Annotated in this window: 18 protein-coding genes, 1 pseudogene and 1 riboswitch; of the genes and pseudogenes, 17 read left to right on the forward strand and 2 right to left on the reverse strand. The window is 45.2% G+C overall.

The genetic code is table 11. The features are described from left to right. From NSQ20_RS15480 to NSQ20_RS15490, 3 genes are all read left to right on the forward strand, one after another. Complete coding sequence (locus tag NSQ20_RS15480; RefSeq protein WP_340032913.1) at positions 1 to 1719, forward strand: ABC transporter ATP-binding protein; 1719 nt, start codon at positions 1 to 3, stop codon at positions 1717 to 1719. 418 nt (positions 1720 to 2137) lie between these two features. Continuing rightward, positions 2138 to 2560, forward strand: a complete 423-nt coding sequence (locus NSQ20_RS15485; RefSeq protein ID WP_036670809.1) for a MarR family winged helix-turn-helix transcriptional regulator — start codon at positions 2138 to 2140, stop codon at positions 2558 to 2560. Further along, positions 2557 to 3636: a low specificity L-threonine aldolase gene (locus NSQ20_RS15490; RefSeq protein WP_047842862.1), complete on the forward strand. Its 1080-nt coding sequence runs from the start codon at positions 2557 to 2559 to the stop codon at positions 3634 to 3636. The genes NSQ20_RS15485 and NSQ20_RS15490 overlap by 4 nt, the downstream gene beginning before the upstream one ends. Positions 3637 to 3813: 177 nt before the next feature. On the opposite strand, the pseudogene NSQ20_RS15495 reads toward NSQ20_RS15490, so the two are convergent. Further along, positions 3814 to 4509 (reverse strand): annotated as a pseudogene (locus tag NSQ20_RS15495) (AraC family transcriptional regulator); the annotation flags it as partial. 477 nt (positions 4510 to 4986) lie between these two features. Between NSQ20_RS15495 and NSQ20_RS15500 the strand changes: the two are divergent. From NSQ20_RS15500 to NSQ20_RS15555, 12 genes are all read left to right on the forward strand, one after another. Next, positions 4987 to 5751, forward strand: coding sequence for a methyltransferase domain-containing protein (locus NSQ20_RS15500; protein WP_340032914.1), 765 nt, complete (start codon positions 4987 to 4989; stop codon positions 5749 to 5751). Positions 5752 to 5762: 11 nt separating this feature from the next. Then, on the forward strand, positions 5763 to 6392 hold the full coding sequence (locus tag NSQ20_RS15505; RefSeq protein ID WP_340032915.1) for a pentapeptide repeat-containing protein: 630 nt from the start codon (positions 5763 to 5765) through the stop codon (positions 6390 to 6392). Positions 6393 to 6462: 70 nt separating this feature from the next. Next, positions 6463 to 6563: riboswitch (guanidine-I (ykkC/yxkD leader) on the forward strand. A 101-nt stretch (positions 6564 to 6664) separates the two neighbouring features. Further along, positions 6665 to 7003, forward strand: coding sequence for a multidrug efflux SMR transporter (locus tag NSQ20_RS15510; RefSeq protein ID WP_101314058.1), 339 nt, complete (start codon positions 6665 to 6667; stop codon positions 7001 to 7003). Beyond that, positions 7003 to 7317 (forward strand): multidrug efflux SMR transporter, encoded by a 315-nt coding sequence (locus tag NSQ20_RS15515; protein ID WP_100528056.1) that lies wholly within the window; start codon positions 7003 to 7005, stop codon positions 7315 to 7317. The genes NSQ20_RS15510 and NSQ20_RS15515 overlap by 1 nt, the downstream gene beginning before the upstream one ends. A gap of 117 nt (positions 7318 to 7434) precedes the next feature. Further along, positions 7435 to 8841 (forward strand): DEAD/DEAH box helicase, encoded by a 1407-nt coding sequence (locus NSQ20_RS15520; protein WP_036608186.1) that lies wholly within the window; start codon positions 7435 to 7437, stop codon positions 8839 to 8841. A 142-nt stretch (positions 8842 to 8983) separates the two neighbouring features. After that, the gene (locus NSQ20_RS15525; RefSeq protein ID WP_340032916.1) at positions 8984 to 9337 is read left to right on the forward strand and encodes an MmcQ/YjbR family DNA-binding protein; all 354 of its coding nucleotides are present in this window, start codon (positions 8984 to 8986) and stop codon (positions 9335 to 9337) included. Positions 9338 to 9442: 105 nt separating this feature from the next. Then, on the forward strand, positions 9443 to 10174 hold the full coding sequence (locus NSQ20_RS15530) for a hypothetical protein (protein WP_340032917.1): 732 nt from the start codon (positions 9443 to 9445) through the stop codon (positions 10172 to 10174). A gap of 124 nt (positions 10175 to 10298) precedes the next feature. Continuing rightward, positions 10299 to 11183, forward strand: a complete 885-nt coding sequence (locus NSQ20_RS15535; RefSeq protein ID WP_340032918.1) for an alpha/beta hydrolase — start codon at positions 10299 to 10301, stop codon at positions 11181 to 11183. 229 nt (positions 11184 to 11412) lie between these two features. Next, positions 11413 to 12570, forward strand: coding sequence for a type III polyketide synthase (locus tag NSQ20_RS15540; RefSeq protein ID WP_340032919.1), 1158 nt, complete (start codon positions 11413 to 11415; stop codon positions 12568 to 12570). Beyond that, a complete protein-coding gene (locus NSQ20_RS15545) occupies positions 12557 to 13276 on the forward strand; it encodes an SAM-dependent methyltransferase (protein WP_340032920.1) in 720 nt (239 codons plus the stop codon). The genes NSQ20_RS15540 and NSQ20_RS15545 overlap by 14 nt, the downstream gene beginning before the upstream one ends. A 6-nt stretch (positions 13277 to 13282) precedes the next feature. Then, entirely contained in the window at positions 13283 to 14431 is a 1149-nt protein-coding gene (locus NSQ20_RS15550) for an FAD-dependent oxidoreductase (RefSeq protein WP_340032921.1), read from the forward strand. A 179-nt stretch (positions 14432 to 14610) separates the two neighbouring features. Next, a complete protein-coding gene (locus NSQ20_RS15555) occupies positions 14611 to 15801 on the forward strand; it encodes a PLP-dependent aminotransferase family protein (RefSeq protein WP_340032922.1) in 1191 nt (396 codons plus the stop codon). A gap of 68 nt (positions 15802 to 15869) precedes the next feature. On the opposite strand, the gene NSQ20_RS15560 is transcribed toward NSQ20_RS15555, so the two are convergent. Next, positions 15870 to 16295 (reverse strand): MaoC family dehydratase, encoded by a 426-nt coding sequence (locus NSQ20_RS15560; RefSeq protein ID WP_036608170.1) that lies wholly within the window; start codon positions 16293 to 16295, stop codon positions 15870 to 15872. Between the two features lie 161 nt (positions 16296 to 16456). Here NSQ20_RS15560 and NSQ20_RS15565 point away from each other — a divergent pair, with 161 nt between their 5' ends. Together NSQ20_RS15565 and NSQ20_RS15570 are read left to right on the forward strand one after the other, a co-directional pair. After that, positions 16457 to 17455, forward strand: coding sequence for a LacI family DNA-binding transcriptional regulator (locus tag NSQ20_RS15565; RefSeq protein WP_321163448.1), 999 nt, complete (start codon positions 16457 to 16459; stop codon positions 17453 to 17455). Between the two features lie 116 nt (positions 17456 to 17571). Then, positions 17572 to 18456: an AraC family transcriptional regulator gene (locus NSQ20_RS15570; protein ID WP_340032923.1), complete on the forward strand. Its 885-nt coding sequence runs from the start codon at positions 17572 to 17574 to the stop codon at positions 18454 to 18456. Positions 18457 to 18479: the final 23 nt, after the last annotated feature.

Raw genomic sequence — 18479 nt, forward strand, 5'->3', positions numbered from 1 at the left:
ATGATTCGTCGTTTTTTTTCGTATTATCGTCCCTATAAAAAACTGTTTTTGATTGATTTTGGATGCGCTGTACTCGCAGGTCTTCTGGAGTTGGCTTTCCCCCTTGCCGTCAGCAAATTCATTAATGAATTGTTGCCAGGTCAGGATTGGCCTCTCATTATGCTTGCCTGTGTTGTGCTGTTATCCATCTATGCACTTAATACCGTATTAAACTATGTAGTTACATATTGGGGACATATGCTAGGCATTAACATTGAGACCAACATGCGTGAGAAGATGTTCGCTCACTTGCAGAAGCTGTCCTTCCGGTTCTTTGATAATCGTAAAACAGGCCACTTAATTGGTCATCTTACGAATGATCTGAATGATATCGGCGAGGTTGCTCACCATGGACCTGAAGATGTGTTCATCGCAATAATGACATTAATCGGATCGTTCTGGCTGATGGCTAACATTAATCTGGAGCTTGCGCTGCTTACCTTTATCATTATCCCAATTATGGCTTGGGTGATTATCGTATTTGGTGGTCGCATGACAAAGACGTATCGGCGACTTTTCGGAGACGTCGGCAATTTCAATGCGCGTATTGAAGACAACGTCGGGGGTATGCGTGTTGTGCAATCGTTTGCCAACGAAGAACATGAGAAAGAACTTTTTGCGGTGGATAATCAGAATTTCCGTAAAACCAAACTGCTTGCCTACAAAACGATGGCGAAAAGTATCTCGGTCAGTTATATGATGATGCGACTTGTTACGGTGTTTGTCATGATCAGCGGGGCTTGGTTTTATATCGATGGCAGAATCAATATGGGTGACTTTATGGCCTTTCTGCTCCTGTCCAATATCTTCTTCCGCCCGATCGAGAAAATCAATGCCGTCATTGAAAGTTATCCAAAGGGTATCGCTGGTTTCAAGCGTTATCTGGAGATCATTGATACAGAACCTGAGATTGCGGATAGCAAAAACGCCGTTGAATTCGAAAGTGTGAAGGGTGATATTCGCTTCGAGAACGTCTCGTTCGGATATGAATCCAGTCGGCGAATTCTAAGTGATATCAGTCTGTCTGTTCGACCAGGGGAAACGGTTGCTTTTGTTGGTCCTTCGGGTGCAGGCAAAACGACGATCTGTAGCCTGCTGCCCAGATTCTACGAGGTAGAAGAGGGACGTATCACTGTGGATGGCGTCGACATTCGTAACGTTAAGCTTCAATCCTTGCGCAAGCATATCGGAATCGTTCAACAGGATGTATTTTTGTTCTCGGGTACCATTAAGGAGAATATTTCTTATGGTGATCTGAGTGCAACGGATGAACAAATCTGGGATGCCGCCCGTCGTGCCTCATTGGAGGAATTGATTCTTACGTTGCCTGATGGCATGGATACTGTCATTGGCGAGCGTGGAGTCAAGTTATCCGGAGGACAAAAACAGCGTTTGTCCATCGCACGTATGTTTTTGAAAAACCCGCCCATTCTTATTCTGGATGAGGCAACCTCCGCGCTGGATACGGAAACGGAAGCACTGATCCAACAATCACTCGCTGAATTGTCGGTGGGCAGAACTACACTTGTGATTGCACACAGACTGACAACTATCAAGAATGCAGATCGAATTATCGTAGTGAACACAGATGGTATCGCTGAGCAGGGCAACCATGAGGAATTGGTCGCCGCTGGAGGGATATACAGCCGTCTTCATCAGGTGCAATATAGTCACTCTTAATCCATGTAAATTGAATTTACACTAGCCACTCCCATGACAGAACAACCTTCCGATCGCTGTTATCCCCAGATTTTTTTATTCCTCTTATCTAAAGGGGAAATCCGGGGATAAAGGCGAACGCTCCGCTTCTTCAGGTTATTTCTGTCCTCTCCGTTTTGTGTAAATGTTTAGTCAATTTATATAGAAACTTAAGCAGCTGACTAAGTATCTGGATAAAGTACTAAAACAAGTAAACCTTGCCGCGCATATGCGCGGCTTTTTTTATTGATTGGATATTAAAAATGAAGTTATAAAATGCTATGTAAAATATAATGTTGACAACGTCCACTAACGTGATTATTATAATGTTGACAATGTCCACTAAAAAGGAGGGTTTGACATCGACTCTCAGTACATAAATCCAGATATACTGGCTGACATGCGACGTTTTAACCGTTTTTATACCAACATTCTTGGTGTACTCGATAAGCATATTCTCGGAACAGGGTATTCGTTTGCAGAAGTACGAGTCATTATTGAGATTGGAATTCGGGGAGAGAGCATTGCGAATAATCTGGTAGATACACTGACCATTGATCGCAGTTACATGAGCCGAATTGTGAACAAGCTGTCCAAGGAAGGACTGCTGGTGAAAGTGGATTCTGCGGCCGACAGCCGGGTCAGTCTGATTCGTCTGACAGCCAAGGGTGAGGAACTGTATGCCCAATTGAATGACCGATCCGATCAACAGATCCTGAAGCTGATGCAAGAATTGAATGAAGAAGAGATTCAAGAGGTATACACCTCCATGATGAACATACAAGAGAAGTTGAACAAGAAGGCAGGAGAGACAACACGATGATACGATTTGAATGTGATTATAACGAAGGTGCGCATGAACGCATTTTACAAAGACTGATGGAAACCAATATGGAACAGACGAGCGGGTATGGCACGGATGGACACTGCGAACGGGCGAGAATGCTTATTCGTCAGGCTTGTGACAATGAGCAAGCTGATGTTCATTTCCTGGTTGGTGGTACACAGACAAATACAACGGTGATTGCCTCTATTTTGCGTCCATATCAAGGTGTGATTGCTGCGTCCTCGGGACACATTGCGGTTCATGAAACCGGAGCTATTGAAGCTACGGGACATAAGGTACTCACAGTTCCAAGCGAGGACGGAAAGATCACGCCTGAGCAGGTTAGAGCAGTCTACGATGCGCACATGAATGAGTCGTCGCCGGAACACTGTGTTCAACCAGGAATGGTCTACATATCCCAACCAACGGAGAATGGAACGATGTACAGCAAGGCAGAACTGCAAGCATTGCATACAGTGAGCAGAGCATGTGGTCTTCCGTTTTTCGTGGATGGAGCACGTCTTGGATATGCACTCGCTTCACGCGCTTGCGATATGACACTTGCTGATCTTGCTCGCTTGTGTGATGTGTTTTACATCGGGGGAACCAAGATTGGCGCATTGATGGGAGAAGCGGTTGTTATCCTGAATGATGCACTGAAACCTGATTTTCGTTATATGATCAAACAAAAAGGTGGCCTGCTTGCCAAAGGCAGATTGCTAGGTATCCAATTCGAAACGTTGTTCGAAGATGGTCTGTACCTCGATATTTCTCGCCATGCCGTAGATATGGCCTTGAGAATTCATGACTCACTCGAACAGCAGGGGGTACGCTTCCTGTACGATTCACCAACCAACCAGCAGTTTCCGATTCTGCCTGATCGTTTGCTTGAGAAATTACGCAACGGTTATACGTTCACCTTCTGGGAAAAGGTTGACGATACACATAGTGCGGTGCGCTTCTGTACCAGCTGGGCAACGCAGCAGGAAAATGTGGATGCACTGACTCGTGACATCACTCAATTATTGCACGAAGAGATCCACGTGCCAGAACGGGTCGAAGCATTGGTCTAATCTTGTTCATTAATTAAGGAGAACAGCTCCGATTTCCTTTCATGAATACGAGTATTTTGAAAATTCCAAAAGATATTACGCAGAATTTTGATACTGAAAAAAGGACAACTCATTGTGGTTGTCCTTTTTTGGTTTGCCTTTTGTGTGATAGTTGTGAGATAGAGAGTACATACTCGGTTACTCACTCAAGGCCATGTCATATTTCTCTTTCAGCCGTCGGATATCGGCTCTTGGCGGCGCACCGAACATGCGTGCATATTCGCGGCTAAATTGAGAAGCACTCTCGTAACCAACCCGGAACGCTACATCTGCCGCGTCAGCAGATTCGGCCATCAGAAGTCGCCGGGCTTCCTGTAATCTTAATTGTTTCTGGAATTGTAATGGGCTCATAGCTGTGATCTCTTTGAAGTGACGATGGAATGAAGAGACGCTCATGCTCGCGGTCTCAGCCAGATCTTCAATGCGAAAAGGCTGTTCCCAATGATGAACGATGTACTCAATCGCTTCTCTGATCCGATAAGTGCTGCTACCTTCAACCGCAATCTGCGCCAGTTCTCCTCCGTAAGGCCCTTGAAGGAGACGGAACAGGATTTCTTTAACGTACAACGGAGCCAGAAACGGAATCTCTCCCGGCGTATCCAGCAATCGAACAAGTCGGAGTACAGCGTCCTGAATGGACGATTCCATCTCACCTACAAACATGGCTCGTCTGGCGTTTTCGTTGAATGTTACCTTGATATTACATTCGTTAAGTACTTCGAGAATTTGGTTCGGTGTGAATTCGAGCTTAAGACTTAAGTAGGGTGCATCGGCGGATGCCTTGATAATCTGCCCGATGACCGGAAGATTCATGGAAGCAATCAGGTAATTGGAAGAGGGCCTGAGAGGATCAGGCAATCAATTAAGACGATTGATATACCGCTTGCAGCCCATGACTCGGCATACTAAGAGTATGTTAACAGAGCCAAGCGATTAAAGTTTATTTGAAAAGTTGGGTGAACAAGGTGATGAAGTGGTTATCAAACCATGTGAGGCAAATATTAATTGACAGGCTCGAATCACAAATTAAGTATGAAGAAAATTCCGTACATCGAGAGATATACTTTACATGCTGGTTAGAGCTAGTTACCGAAGAGGTCGAGACAACATCAGTTTACAGAACAAATTCAAGGAGAGTGTGAAATATGGAATATGTGGGCTAACAAAATCTCAGTTGATCCGAATTCTTAATGTTAAAGTCGCCATTCGGCGGCTTTTTTTATATTGATCTGATGAGTGAATTGACAGTTCTTTTATATTAAAGTTATTATAGATACATTAGATCCTTAATTGAGAAGGAGATTATAATCTATGAATAACGGACATTCATCCGGTCAAACGAACGAATCGTGGAGTGGTCATTCCGCTCCTTTTGCGACGTTACAGGAAACACCTATCTTATCATTGCTCCAGCCATCCCAAGGTGAACTTATTCTTGATGTGGGTTGTGGCAATGGGGATCTGACAGTTAAAATTGCAGCCGCAGGAGCACTGCCAAAAGGTATAGATTTTTCAGAAGAGACGATTAGGCAAGCTAAACAGAAATACCCTGATATGAATATTCAAGTAGCAAATGCTTGCCATTATCGGACAGAAGAACCGTTTGATGCGGTCTTCTCTCATGCCGTTCTGCATTGGATAAAGGATGCTCCAGCTGTAGTACAATCAATACAGTTAGCGCTTAAGACGGGCGGACGATTCGTGGCTGAGTTTGCTGCAAATGGCAACACGGCTATATTAATTACAGCGGTAAAGGAAGAACTGGATGCCCGTGGATACAAATGGGAAGGACGGAATCCGTGGTATCACCCGACCATTGGCGAATATGCTAATCTTCTGGAGCAACACGGATTTCGAGTTAGTCTGGCCCAGCACGTTGATCAATTTACTCCGTTCAAGCCAGGTGCCAGAAAGTGGTTGACCAGCTTCGCGGAGTATTTATTCAGTGGTATCATACCTGCGGAACAGGATGTTATTATGGAAGCAGTTGAGAAAAAAGTACAGCCACAACTGATGCGGGATGGACAGTGGTATCTGGACAGAAGCCGACTGCGAGTTGTAGCTATTAAGGAATAGGGGAATACGGGATGAAAATGGACAAACCCAAGATTCAGGAGCAGTTGCTCGAACCTGAAACGATTGCATTCCTGGAATCCAAAGTGGAGTACAAACACAAACTGATCGAGAACATTACATTGGATCAACAGGAAGCGAGTAAGGTTTCCTTTGAAAGTGTTGTATTTAGACATGTGACAATCTCGGAGTCTAACTTGGAACAATTTGAATTCACCGATGTCCGGTTTGAACACTGCGACTTCTCCAATGTCAATCTCTCAAGTGCCTTCATGCACCGGATCGAATGGCATAACTGCAAGTTTGTCGGAACGGATTTTTCCAATAGCCGATTGCAAAATGTCAGTTTCCTTCATGGTCTAGGCGACTACAGCAATTTCCGTTTTGCCCATCTGAAACAGGTCTCCTTCTCAGAAAGTACCTTGATTGGTGCGGACTTTGCCTATCTGGCACTGCAAAAAATGGAGTTCAGTCAATGTAACATCGACCAAGCTTCCTTAACAGGCACCAAACTGAAGGATTTGGATCTTAGCGATTGCGAATTTGACTCCTTGGTGCTGACCATGGAAGATCTCAACGGTTGTGTGATTTCACCACATCAAGCCGCCACATTTGTAGGATTAATGGGTTTGATTATCAAATAAATGGCGTGATCACATTTACGGGGTTGCCAAGATAGTGGAAGTGTGTATAATTGGAGACACATTAGAATAAAAACAGGTTTTCTAGGGTTCCGCGATGGATGTGTCGGTCTGGTCCGAGAGAAAACCCGCAACCTGTTGGTTGTGCCACGGAGGGATAAAAGCCTGGGAGATGAACTGCTACATGCAGTTTGTTTCCCGGGCTTTTTTTGTTTTTACGCTAATGAACCTTACGGGTTGTACAAAAAATGTAGTAGAGAAGGAGTGTTACAAGAATGAATAAAACGTGGATGTCGGTTGTGATTGCTGCGTTGTTTGAAGTAGGTTGGGTCATTGGATTGAAACATGCCAGTGGTCTGCTGGAATGGGGGGTTACGTTGATTGCAATTATCATTAGTTTCTCCTTGATGATTGCAGCTTCGCGTACACTGCCTGTGGGAACCGTATATGCCGTATTTGTTGGCCTGGGTACCGCTGGCACGGTACTTGCAGAGATTGTTCTGTTTAATGCGACTGTTCAAACCGGAAAAATGGTACTCATTGGTGTACTTTTACTTGGCGTAATTGGTCTTAAAATGCTGAGTAAAGAGAAGAATAAGGAGGTGCAGCTATAATGAACTGGGTATTTCTTATCTTGGCAGGTATATTTGAGATGATCGGAGTGCTGATGATAAACAAGTTGCACAAAGACCGTAATCTCATTTCACTGGTTCTATTGGTAGTCGGGTTTGGTTTAAGCTTCATGTTCCTGTCCATTGCAATGGAAACTCTTCCGATGGGGACAGCATATGCCGTATGGACGGGAATCGGAGCCTCCGGTGGTGCCATTCTGGGCATGGTGTTTTATGGAGAACCTCGAAATGCCCTAAGAATTCTGTTTATCGCTATGGTGCTCGGATCGGCAGTTGGTCTTAAATTGGTCAGTTAAACAAAGTGATTTTAAAAAGATAATGTACAAATTGCGTTTTTAATGGTATCCTTATACGTTACGTGTGAAATAAAAGATGCGTCTTATTGATAGATGTGCGTAAATGAAGGAGACAACATGACATTTAAGGACTTAAATATTATCCCCTCTATTATGGAAGGGTTAAGCAAAGCAAACTATACTAATCCTACCCCTATACAGGAACAGGCCATACCAGCTGTATTAGCTGGCAGAGATCTGCTGGGATGTGCACAGACAGGAACAGGCAAGACGGCAGCATTTTCAGTGCCGATCATTCAATTATTAAGCGAAAGATCCAAAGGGCAAGGATCGAAGTCCGCACGACATATTCGCTCATTAATTTTGACACCAACACGAGAACTGGCTATTCAGATCGCGGATAATATCAAGGTATATAGCCGGTATACGGACATTCGTTGTACGGCAATCGTTGGCGGCGTTTCGCAAAAAGTGCAAGAGCGTGCGTTGAATCAAGGTGCAGATATTATTATCGCAACGCCTGGTAGATTGAACGATCTGATTAACCAGAAACGTATTGATCTGAAGATGGTTGAGATTCTCGTTCTGGATGAAGCAGACCGGATGTTAGACATGGGCTTCATTCATGATGTGAAAAGAATCATTGCCAAAATGCCGAACAAAAAGCAGACGCTGTTCTTCTCAGCTACGATGCCTCCTGAAATCACCAAAATGGTTAAAACCCTGCTGGTTGATCCAGTCAAAGTAGAAATCACACCGGTATCTTCAACGGTAGACCGCATTGAGCAGTCTATTTATTTGCTGGAGAACGGCAAGAAGCAACATATGTTGAACCAAATTTTGGAGGATAAATCCATCGTCACGGCATTGGTGTTCACACGCACGAAGCGCGGCGCTGACCGGGTTACACGTGATTTGGCCAAAGCGAATGTTACGGCACAGGCTATTCATGGCAACAAGTCTCAGAACGAGAGACAACGGGCACTGAACAACTTCAAGAGTGGTGCAACACGTGTATTAGTTGCGACGGATATCGCGGCAAGAGGAATTGACGTAGAGGAACTTTCACATGTCATTAACTTTAACCTGCCTAACATTCCGGAAACGTATGTTCACCGTATTGGCCGTACAGGTCGAGCAGGCAAAAGCGGGATGGCCATCTCGTTCTGCGAGAAGGACGAACTTCCATTCCTGAAGGATATCGAGAAAGTAATCAAAAAGACGATTCCTGAAGTGAAAGGTCATCCGTATCCAATGACAGGTGTACCTGTGTTTGATAAAACCAGCAAAGCATCAGGCAGTAAACCTTCGTTCAACAAATCGGCTGCAGGCAAACCGGCGAAGTCCAAAGCTAACCCGGCACGCAAGCCCAAATCCGAATGGTTTGCCAAGAGTGGTAAATCAAACAGTAGTCGTTCAAACGACGGTAGACCCAATAGCAGTAGATCAAACAGCAGTAGCAGTAAATCTAACCATGGCTCATTCAGCCGCAGCAGCAAAACTAGGAATGATAGAGCCAATTAAGATCTAAATAAATCCAGATAAAACCTTCTCCATTCATTTGGAGGAGGTTTTATTATGTGCTTTTATGTGTAACGAGCTTATTTACATACGAACTTACATTCGGTATCATTATATCGTCTACTGGTGAAAGGGAGGTACTGACTTGAAGGATACGATGATTGAATACAGTTTGAGCAAGAAAGGTGCGACCAAGGATTATCCATTTGGGCCTGATCCAGTCGCGATTAAGGTTGCGGGTAAGATGTTCGCGCTTATTTTTGAAAACAAAGAAAAGAACTGTCGTTTAAACTTAAAATGTGACCCCATTATTGCAGAGAACCTGAGAGAGCAGCATGAAGCAGTTCAACCGGGATATCATATGAACAAAAAACACTGGAATACCATTACGCTGGATGGTTCATTGTCCGATGAAGATGTCTATGTCATGATCGAACACTCGTATGATATGGTTGTCAAATCCCTTCCAAAAAGCGTTCGGGAGTCTTTGGCCGAATGAGGAGAACATATACCACTTTCTCTACACCTCATTCATCATGTTATTGACATTTAAGAGGTAGGTGAAAAGGCTAATGGTCTGCTTCTCTAACAGAATGAATATCCTATGAAAATGAAGACATATTTGAAGTCCATTTGGTTCCATTACCTTGGAAATAAACAAGATCGAACGGCCTTGTTTAATGTGGCTTCCCTTGTTATCAATGCGGTAACAGGGATAGGCAAGTTAATCCTGGGCATATATCTGCTTTCGGGATGGTTCATTACAAATGCTGTATATTATCTGATTCTGTGTGTGGCAAAAGGACAAGTGCTCCATAAATATACAGTTACCAAGAGAATGGACTCTCCCGAAGAAAGATATAGATTAGAACTTACGGTATATAAGCGCGGAGGTCTGTTCCTGTGTTTACTAGGCGTGTCCTATTCGATGGTCTGCCTGCGAATGTATCTAATCGGCGATGCCTTCATATATGAGGGTAACATCGTGTATATCGTATCTACAGTTGCTTTTACCAAGCTGGTTTTTGCCGTGTATGGTACCTGGGCGAACCGTCATCTCCATAACCCGATCATATCTACATTGAAAATGATTAACTTCACCGATGCGATGGTATCCATCGTGGTGACCCAAGCGACGTTACTTACCATGCAAGGCTCACCTCTTGCATTAAAAACCAGTAGCTTGTTTGGCATGGGGTGCAGCGTTTTATTTTGTTTGATGGGGGTCTGGATGATGTTCCACAAAAAAAGGAAACAAGCACGGACCCAAACCAATCTCCTGGCACTGAATGTTAACATTGAAGCATTAAGAGCAGGGGAAGGTAATTTTGGTTGACGTTTCAGCATGTTGATCAATACATATCAAATGATTTGCACATGACGGAATAGACAAGTGTCTTCTATACTTAAAGTGACAACGGAAGAAGGCGTATTGGCAATCCACTAAAGGAGTGATATCTATGGATCAACAACAACAACTGGCAATGGTACAACGTATGCGTCAAAATGTCGTCGGTACAGGTGCAGCTCTTCAACCCAGTTCCACGTATGCGGTCACAGTAAAAGAAGTCATGATTCCTACAACTAAAGGGGATACACGTGTACTTGTGTATACACCGGATAGGGACCATTCCGCGCCTCTGCCGGTCTTCTTTAATATGCATGGGGGTGGTTTCATCTTGGGACAAGCAGAGATGGATGATCCATGGTGTCGCTTGATCGCTGATCGATCTGATTGTGTGGTCGTTAATATCGATTACAGTCTTGCACCAGAGCACAAGTTCCCAACGGCGGTCCATGAATGTTACGACGTTGTACAGTGGGTCCACGCCAATCCGGAATCCTTCTCGGTTAACCCGTCTCTATTCGCTATTGGGGGGCATAGTGCTGGTGGTAATCTTGCAGCAGCAGTGTGTTTACTGAATCAGCAACGAGGTAGCAAGTTGCCGATTGTTCTGCAAATTATGGATTATGCCGTGTTGGATGTGGCTACAGATCCGGCCGAGAAACCGAGTTTTGCAGAAGCCATTCCAGCCGATATCGCCAGAACGTTCAATGCCATGTACCTTGATACGCCAGAAGATGCGCATGACCCGTTGGCTTCACCTGTGCTTGCAACATCAGTAGAGGGACTCCCAGAAGCATTGATCATTACCGCGGAGAAAGATTCACTGGCCCAAGAAGCAAGAACATATGCAGCAAGGCTGGAAGCAAGCGGTGTGAAGGTGACACTTAAGGAGTACGAGGGAGCCGCTCATGGATTTACGCATTCTGGGGATCTCCAGATGGCTGAGGATGCCTGGTACCGAATGAGTGACAAGATCAGAGAAGCATTTTCCAAATAACGTGTATCAGAATGACGCTTAGTAGGAATCTGGTTACCTTGAAGCCGCCTAATGGCGGCTTTTTTCGTTCATTGGTGTGATTGCTTCAATGGCTTGGCGAAACCAAGCTTCTGAGCTTGCGGATGTGTTAATAAACTAGATTAGGAGCCTTATTGAGATTATAACGATATCGTTAAGGGTAAGAGTTGTTAAATTAGAGGAAATAATGACCAATACCAGGAGGTTTATTATGAACCAATATAACAGTCCATCCGATATCGCGATTCTTGGCATGGGGACGGCTCTACCTGCTCACTCCGTAGCGCAGTCAGATATTGCAGAATTAATCGCTTCTTCTCTTCAGGATCGGCCAGATTTGGCCCGTTTTGCCAAGCGAATATTCAAGTCCTGTGGTGTTGAAACACGATATACCGTGGAACCGAGCTATCTGGGTTCACTGGAAGAATGCCGTTATCTGCCCTCTGGTGAGCGATCAGACATCCCGACAACCGAAGAACGAATGAATACATACAAGCGAGAGGCGCTTCCACTCGGGATTGAGGCGGCAGAGAAAGCCCTGGAGGATTCAGGCGTATCTCCAAAGAGCATCACACATATCATCACGGTCAGCTGCACCGGTCAGTATCTGCCGGGTCTTGATGTTATGCTCATCCGTCATTTGGGTTTGTCTGCCCGAGTTAATCGACTGCCGCTGATCTTTCAGGGTTGTGCCGCAGGGTTGAAAGCCATCCAGATGGCACGAGATGTCGTGCAGGGATCTCCCGGATCACAGGTCCTTGTGGTCAGTGTAGAGTTATGCACCATTCATTTTCAGCCCGTACAAGATCGGGAAGCGCTGTTTGCAGCTTCATTCTTCGGAGACGCTGCTTCTTCTTGTGTAGTGGGTACACCAGAATCTCAGCACAAGAATGTTTTGAGTCTGGGAACGGGTTATTCTGTGCTTCTTCCGGATTCGACTGAAGATATGACCTGGGAGGTGGGGAATCTGGGGTATGACCTGTATCTATCCCCTCGTATTCCGAAGCTGTTAGGTGTTCATCTGGAAGAGGAACTGCGTCTCTTATTGCAAAGTGAACAGCTTCCTGAACTATGGGCCATTCATCCGGGAGGACGCGGGATTGTGGACTCTGTGCAGAATGTAATGAAGTTGCGAGACGAGCAAACGAAGTATAGCAGGGATGTCCTCAGAACGTATGGTAACTTATCTTCCAATACCATTCTGTTTGTACTGAACGCGATGCGTGAGGACATGAAGGCACAGGGTCAATCCTCCACAGATGGTGTAGCCATGGCATTTGGACCGGGACTCACCGCAGAGTTGATGAAATTCACTTATGTACCCTCATTATCTTCAGTGATGGAGGAGCACGATCATGTCCTTTTTTAGAACATTGTCCATTCGAGCCAAGGAAGATGAACTGATGGATGACTTCTCTCTGGGAGGGGAGGAGCTGCGTGAAGCGCTTAGACATCTGAGACGTCTTAACAAAATATTTGCAGCACCTGGCCCAACTCTGGCTGGTGTAGAGAAGTTGTGGAACTCAGTCGGTAAGCCGAATAAGCTGACCTTGCTGGATGTGGGGGCAGGTTCAGGAGATGTGAACCAGAAACTACTGCAATGGGCAGATCGTCAGGGTGTTCAGCTTGAAATTACGCTGGTTGATCTGACGGAAGAAGCGTGTGAGGAAGCGAGACAACTATTCCGTGACGAATCCCGAGTCCGGGTACAACGTGCCGATCTTACACAACTGCCGGATGCTTCAGCAGATATTGTGACAGGTTCCCAGTTTGTACATCATTTTGACGGAGATCAGCTGGTCGATATGGTTTCTCATATGCTAAGAGCATCCAGATACGGTGTCGTTATTAATGATATTCACCGCCACCCCGTACCCTATAAGGCGGTCTGGATTACTACACGGATGATCTCGCGCAATCGTTATATTCGTCATGATGGGCCTCTTTCCGTAGCCAAAGGTTTTACAGGGAGGGATTGGAAGGAACTTAAACAACGTCTCAATCATGATACGATGACCTATGAATGGAAGCCCTTATTCCGTTATTCTGTTGTAATTCCCACGAAAGGCAGGTGATCTTACGTGTCGAAATCGATAGATGTGATTGTCATCGGAGCCGGAATTGCCGGCAGTACATGTGCAATGCAACTGGCAGGGAAAGGACATCGGACCCTTCTGCTGGATCGCCAGGAGTTCCCGCGGCACAAAACCTGCGGTGAGTTCATGTCACCCGAAACCAAGGAGATGTTAGAAGTTCTGGACATTCACCTTCTGGACCAGTCGAAGAAACCTAGCACGATGGATCATGCCAAAATCGTTATGCCACAAGGCGGAGTGATCGAAGCACCGCTGCCGGGATTCGCATATGGTATAAGTCGATATGAGCTGGACCAGATTTTGCATCAGAAGGCGCTGGAGGCCGGAGCCCAGATTGTGACCAAAGCGACCATAACGAGCATCGAGCAGCTTGAGGATGCCAGTTATGAGGTTCAGGTGAAACAGGGAGATGAGCGGATCAGCTACAGAGCCAAAGCCGTTATCGGGGCACATGGGACCAAAAAGCCGCGCGGGATGGCTTCCGCACCTGATCTGCGGGACCAAACCATATACGTTGGCGTTAAGTCCCACTTCAGTGGGATAGAGATTCCCGCACGGGTAGAGTTATATTTTTGCGAGGGTGGTTACGTGGGCATTTCTCCGATTGAGGATGGTATTGTGAATGTCGCCGCATTGTTGACACTGGATACCGTCCAGGGAAGTGGCAAATCTGTAAACGATATTTTACAGGCGGCATCCCTGACAAACGTGAGCTTGGCGGCCCGTTTAGCCGAGGGAAAACCTGTAGATGGAACGCAAGTGTCGATTGCGCCGCTGCATCTGTCCAACGTTCCTGAGCCGTGGTCCCAATATCCGCATATTGGGGATGCCATGCTGATGATACCACCCTTATGTGGAGACGGAATGTCCATTGCTCTTCGCTCCTCACTCCTGTGTGCAAGGTGGACTGACAAGTACCTGCAAGGTGACATTGAACATGCCGATTGGCAGAGTAATTACACGCTGGAAGCAAGCCGGGAATTCACTCAATTGCTCAGACGCGCAAGAAGAATTCAAAAGCTGGCTTTTGCCAAAACCAATAAATTCTATCCTGGTCTGGCTCGGATGATCCCCGGTCTAGCCGCTTATGTTGTGAAGGCCACACGGCTATCCGAGATGAACGCAGCGCGCTAACAGGCTGAATGTTTGCTCAATACTTATGCGAAAGAGGTTGCTGACGGCGGCCTCTTTTTTGGCGTACAAGCATTAATTTTGTGGAGACAGTTTGGAAATTCGGGAAATGCTCGTATAATAGAATCTAATGTAATGATAGAGAGTTAATTCAGATGAAATGTCGGGAGGCACTATTTAAGATGAACTATTCATTTTCCAATCGTATCGCAGCACTGCAACCATCCATTATTCGTGAGATTCTGAAGGCTTCTTCGGGGCAAAATGTGATTCCATTCTCTGCGGGAAATCCTGCTCCGGAAACCTTTCCTATTGAGGCGATTCGTACATTCACTCAATCCATTCTGGAGCATGACCCGGTCACAGCTCTGCAATATGGGATTACGGAAGGATATGTTCCCCTCAGGGAAGCATTGACTCAACATTTGAAGACAGGTTTTGATACCGGTAAACCATCCGATCAATTGTTCATTGTATCTGGAGCGCAGCAGGGGATTGAACTGGCCTGTAAAGTATTCTGTAATGAAGGGGACACGATTATCTGTGAGAGTCCGAGCTTTATCGGTTCCCTGAACTCCTTCCGGGCATCCGGTGCAAAGCTTGCCGGTGTTCCGATGGAGATGGACGGTATGGATATCGAGAAGCTGGAACAGGCGCTGCAAACGGAGCCTAATGTGAAACTGATCTACGTGATCCCGAGTTTTCAGAATCCGACGGGTGTAACAACGAGCCTGGAGAAACGTAAGGCCATATACGAGCTGGCTAAGAAGTATGGCGTTATGATTTTGGAAGATAACCCGTACGGAGAACTTCGATTCAATGGAGACGATGTGCCAACCATCAAGTCTATGGATGATGAGGGTCTGGTCATCTATGTTGGATCATTCTCCAAAATTTTGTCGGCAGGACTGCGCGTTGGTTTTGTACAAGCGCCCCATGAAGTCGTGGAGAAGATGGTTGTTGCCAAACAGGGAGAAGACGTACATACGGCCATGCTTCCACAGATCCTGGCGTACAAGTTCATGACAGAGTATGATTACGCGGGGCACATTAACAGTATTTGTGAGGTCTATCGGAGAAAAGCAACATTGATGATGGACAAGCTGCAAGAGCATATGGGTGAGTCCATTACCTATACCCAACCGGATGGTGGGCTGTTCCTCTGGTGTGATCTGCCAGCACATGTGCCAATGCTTGATTATGCCAAGACAGCGGCAGCTCAAGGGGTTGCGGTTGTACCGGGAAATGCATTCCTGGTGAACGAGCAAGACCCTTGTAATGCCATCAGACTTAATTTCTCAACCCCGTCAGACGAACAGATTGTCAAGGGTGTAGAGATTTTGGGGCAGGTATTGAAAGGGTATAACGCTTAAAAATGATTCAATGTGATATATCTGCGAAAAGCCGCCAATTGGCGGCTTTTTTGGGCTTTTTCTCAGCCTTAATTATCGATTAAAGCACTTAATTCTGCCTGAAATACCTTTTGATTCTTCTGATTGAAAGTACTCAGCAGTACCGTAACAATCCCATTTCCTTTTCGTCTGGGAGTCAGTCCAATGACTTCTGCAATGACATGAAGTTCATCATCCGGAAAGACAGGTTTCAGGAATTGAATGTTATTCATTCCGGTGCCCGCCACGACATGCTCTCCATAGACCCCGACCTCAATCCATAATTTAAAGGAGATATTCATCGTTTGCATGCCAGAAGCAATTAAACTGCCAAATCGGCCTTGCTTGGCCTTTTCCTCATCCAAATGCATGTACTGTGGGTCATAGATTGTGGCAAACTCAATAATATCACACTTGGATAATGCCAAAGATGTGGTTTCGTAACGCTGACCTATTACATATTCACTAAATCTCATGAAGGCACCTCGGTTTCTTAAATATGTTTTTTCGTAGTTGATGTTTTGCTAAGAGACATGACTGGACTGACGTGTTAAAATGCTAGTGAACTATCCCGTGTGTATTGCTGTGTTACTGCCATAATGAACTAAACAGATGAAACTGTTTTTGAGGAGTATATATGATGACAACGATTAAAGATGTAGCCAAGATGGCTGGTGTAGCCAGTTCGACCGTATCTTGCGTACTTAACGATAAAGGGAATGTAAGTGAGCCGACAAGACTTCGAGTGCTTGAGGCAGCGAGTCAACTCAATTATGTTAGGCATGGTCCTGCATCGGAATTAAAACGAAATAGTACACAAACCATTGGTATTATTGTCCATGACATGTCCAGCCCGTATTTCTCGGATTTGGTGAACGGAATAGAAACTGTCGTTATGAGTCATGGATACGATATGATCGTATGTAGTTCGTTGGGTGGAGAGAAGTCGACAGCCCATCGTTACATTCGTGAACGAAGAATTGACGGAGCTATTGTTATTGCTCAGAATATTCAAGATCAGTTGCTGATTGAAGCATCTGAAGCAGGGTTTCCGATTGTTGTCATGGATCGGGATCTGGATGCTCAACATATTGTAAAGGTTTTGATGAGTGATACGCAAGGTGGTTACTTGGCTACACGTTATCTGATCGATAAAGGGCATCGGACAATAGCTTATATTAGTGGCCCGTCACAATCGGAATGTAATCTTCATCGTTATCAAGGTTATTTGAAAGCCTTGAAGGAGGCAGGCATTGAAGAGAACCCCGAATGGAAAATTGGCGGACAATACATGAAGCAAGATGGGTACGATGCAGCCAAGAAACTGCTTGAAGGAGAGTTGCCATCCGCTGTATTTTTTGCAAATGATGAAATGGCCATCGGCGGCTTGGAAGCCTTCAGGGAGCATGATATCTCAATACCTGAGCAGTTATCCGTAATTGGCTTTGACAATATACCTGCATCTCAGTACATGAATCCACCTCTAACCACATTTCGTCAGCCGAAGAGGGATGCAGGCCAGCTTGCAGGTCATGTTCTCTTCCAACTGCTGAACGGAGAGATCGTAGAGACGTTATATACACTGGACATCCAATGCGTGGAACGTGATTCTGTTCGGCTCCTCAACCTGAGTTGAGGAGTTTTTTGCATTCGATAGAATTTTAAATACTTAAAAAGAAAGGAGAGTAGCCATTAATGCATAATATAAAGATGAGGAGTATTTTGCATTGGAAATAAATGGAGGTTGATACGATGGGCGTACCCACTTTTTTGGAGACAGGCCATATGCAAGAAGGTTTTCCCATTCGGGTAATTCATACAGGAAATCAGTTCAATTATGCTGCGCACTGGCATGATGAGGTTGAACTGGTTCTCGTCAATGGTAAGAGCGCCAGAATTGGCGTGAACGACCACGTGTGTGAGTTGGAAAAAGGGGATGTGCTGCTGATCAAACCAGGGGATGTGCACTGCTTTTTGCCGGGGACCGAACATTTGACCATTATCTTGTTCCGACTCGAATTGTTAACCGGGAGTTTCACGACCGAAGCCGAAATTCAGGATCTCGGACAACTTTTCAACAAAACAACTGTTATTCCCTCGAATACGGGAAGTCAGAGCAATCTGACTCAATATATAGATGACATCATTACCGAGAAGAACAATCAGAAGCCGGGATACCGATGGTTAATGGTATCCAGGTTGTATGATCTCATCATACTTTTATTACGTACCAAAGTACCGGTTACCACCGATGAATCCTCATCTTCAGGATGGGCATGTACTTCATCCAAAAAATTTGAATTCCTTGAATCGGTCTGTGAATACCTGGAGGAGCACTATGCTGAGCCCATTAAGCTGGAACAGGTGGCGGAACATATTAAATTCAGCAAGTTCCATGTCTGCAAGCTGTTCAAAGAGATCAAGGGAGTAACACTGATGGAATACTTGAATCATTTTCGAATTATCAAGTCCGAGTGGGCTTTATTGTTCCGTCAGGATACGATTCTGGAGATTGCGATCGGACATGGATTTAACAATGTTAACTCCTATAATCGTCTTTTTAAAAAATATAATGACTGTACACCCTCCGAATTTCGTAAGAAACATCGTACGAATATCACAAAATATGGAGGGTAATGCACAATATTTGTGGAGAAAGC

This window comes from Paenibacillus sp. FSL K6-1122 (assembly GCF_037977015.1).
Classification (GTDB): Bacteria; Bacillota; Bacilli; order Paenibacillales; family Paenibacillaceae; genus Paenibacillus; species Paenibacillus amylolyticus.

What these genes read in the sequence shown, in the direction of transcription:
- NSQ20_RS15480 (WP_340032913.1), top strand. Translation starts at nt 1, where the DNA reads ATGATTCGTCGTTTTTTTTCGTATTATCGTCCCTATAAAAAACTGTTT.
- NSQ20_RS15485 (WP_036670809.1), top strand. Translation starts at nt 2,138, where the DNA reads ATGCGACGTTTTAACCGTTTTTATACCAACATTCTTGGTGTACTCGAT.
- NSQ20_RS15490 (WP_047842862.1), top strand. Translation starts at nt 2,557, where the DNA reads ATGATACGATTTGAATGTGATTATAACGAAGGTGCGCATGAACGCATT.
- NSQ20_RS15500 (WP_340032914.1), top strand. Translation starts at nt 4,987, where the DNA reads ATGAATAACGGACATTCATCCGGTCAAACGAACGAATCGTGGAGTGGT.
- NSQ20_RS15505 (WP_340032915.1), top strand. Translation starts at nt 5,763, where the DNA reads ATGAAAATGGACAAACCCAAGATTCAGGAGCAGTTGCTCGAACCTGAA.
- NSQ20_RS15510 (WP_101314058.1), top strand. Translation starts at nt 6,665, where the DNA reads ATGAATAAAACGTGGATGTCGGTTGTGATTGCTGCGTTGTTTGAAGTA.
- NSQ20_RS15515 (WP_100528056.1), top strand. Translation starts at nt 7,003, where the DNA reads ATGAACTGGGTATTTCTTATCTTGGCAGGTATATTTGAGATGATCGGA.
- NSQ20_RS15520 (WP_036608186.1), top strand. Translation starts at nt 7,435, where the DNA reads ATGACATTTAAGGACTTAAATATTATCCCCTCTATTATGGAAGGGTTA.
- NSQ20_RS15530 (WP_340032917.1), top strand. Translation starts at nt 9,443, where the DNA reads ATGAAAATGAAGACATATTTGAAGTCCATTTGGTTCCATTACCTTGGA.
- NSQ20_RS15535 (WP_340032918.1), top strand. Translation starts at nt 10,299, where the DNA reads ATGGATCAACAACAACAACTGGCAATGGTACAACGTATGCGTCAAAAT.
- NSQ20_RS15540 (WP_340032919.1), top strand. Translation starts at nt 11,413, where the DNA reads ATGAACCAATATAACAGTCCATCCGATATCGCGATTCTTGGCATGGGG.
- NSQ20_RS15545 (WP_340032920.1), top strand. Translation starts at nt 12,557, where the DNA reads ATGTCCTTTTTTAGAACATTGTCCATTCGAGCCAAGGAAGATGAACTG.
- NSQ20_RS15555 (WP_340032922.1), top strand. Translation starts at nt 14,611, where the DNA reads ATGAACTATTCATTTTCCAATCGTATCGCAGCACTGCAACCATCCATT.
- NSQ20_RS15560 (WP_036608170.1), bottom strand. Translation starts at nt 16,295, where the DNA reads ATGAGATTTAGTGAATATGTAATAGGTCAGCGTTACGAAACCACATCT.
- NSQ20_RS15565 (WP_321163448.1), top strand. Translation starts at nt 16,457, where the DNA reads ATGATGACAACGATTAAAGATGTAGCCAAGATGGCTGGTGTAGCCAGT.
- NSQ20_RS15570 (WP_340032923.1), top strand. Translation starts at nt 17,572, where the DNA reads ATGGGCGTACCCACTTTTTTGGAGACAGGCCATATGCAAGAAGGTTTT.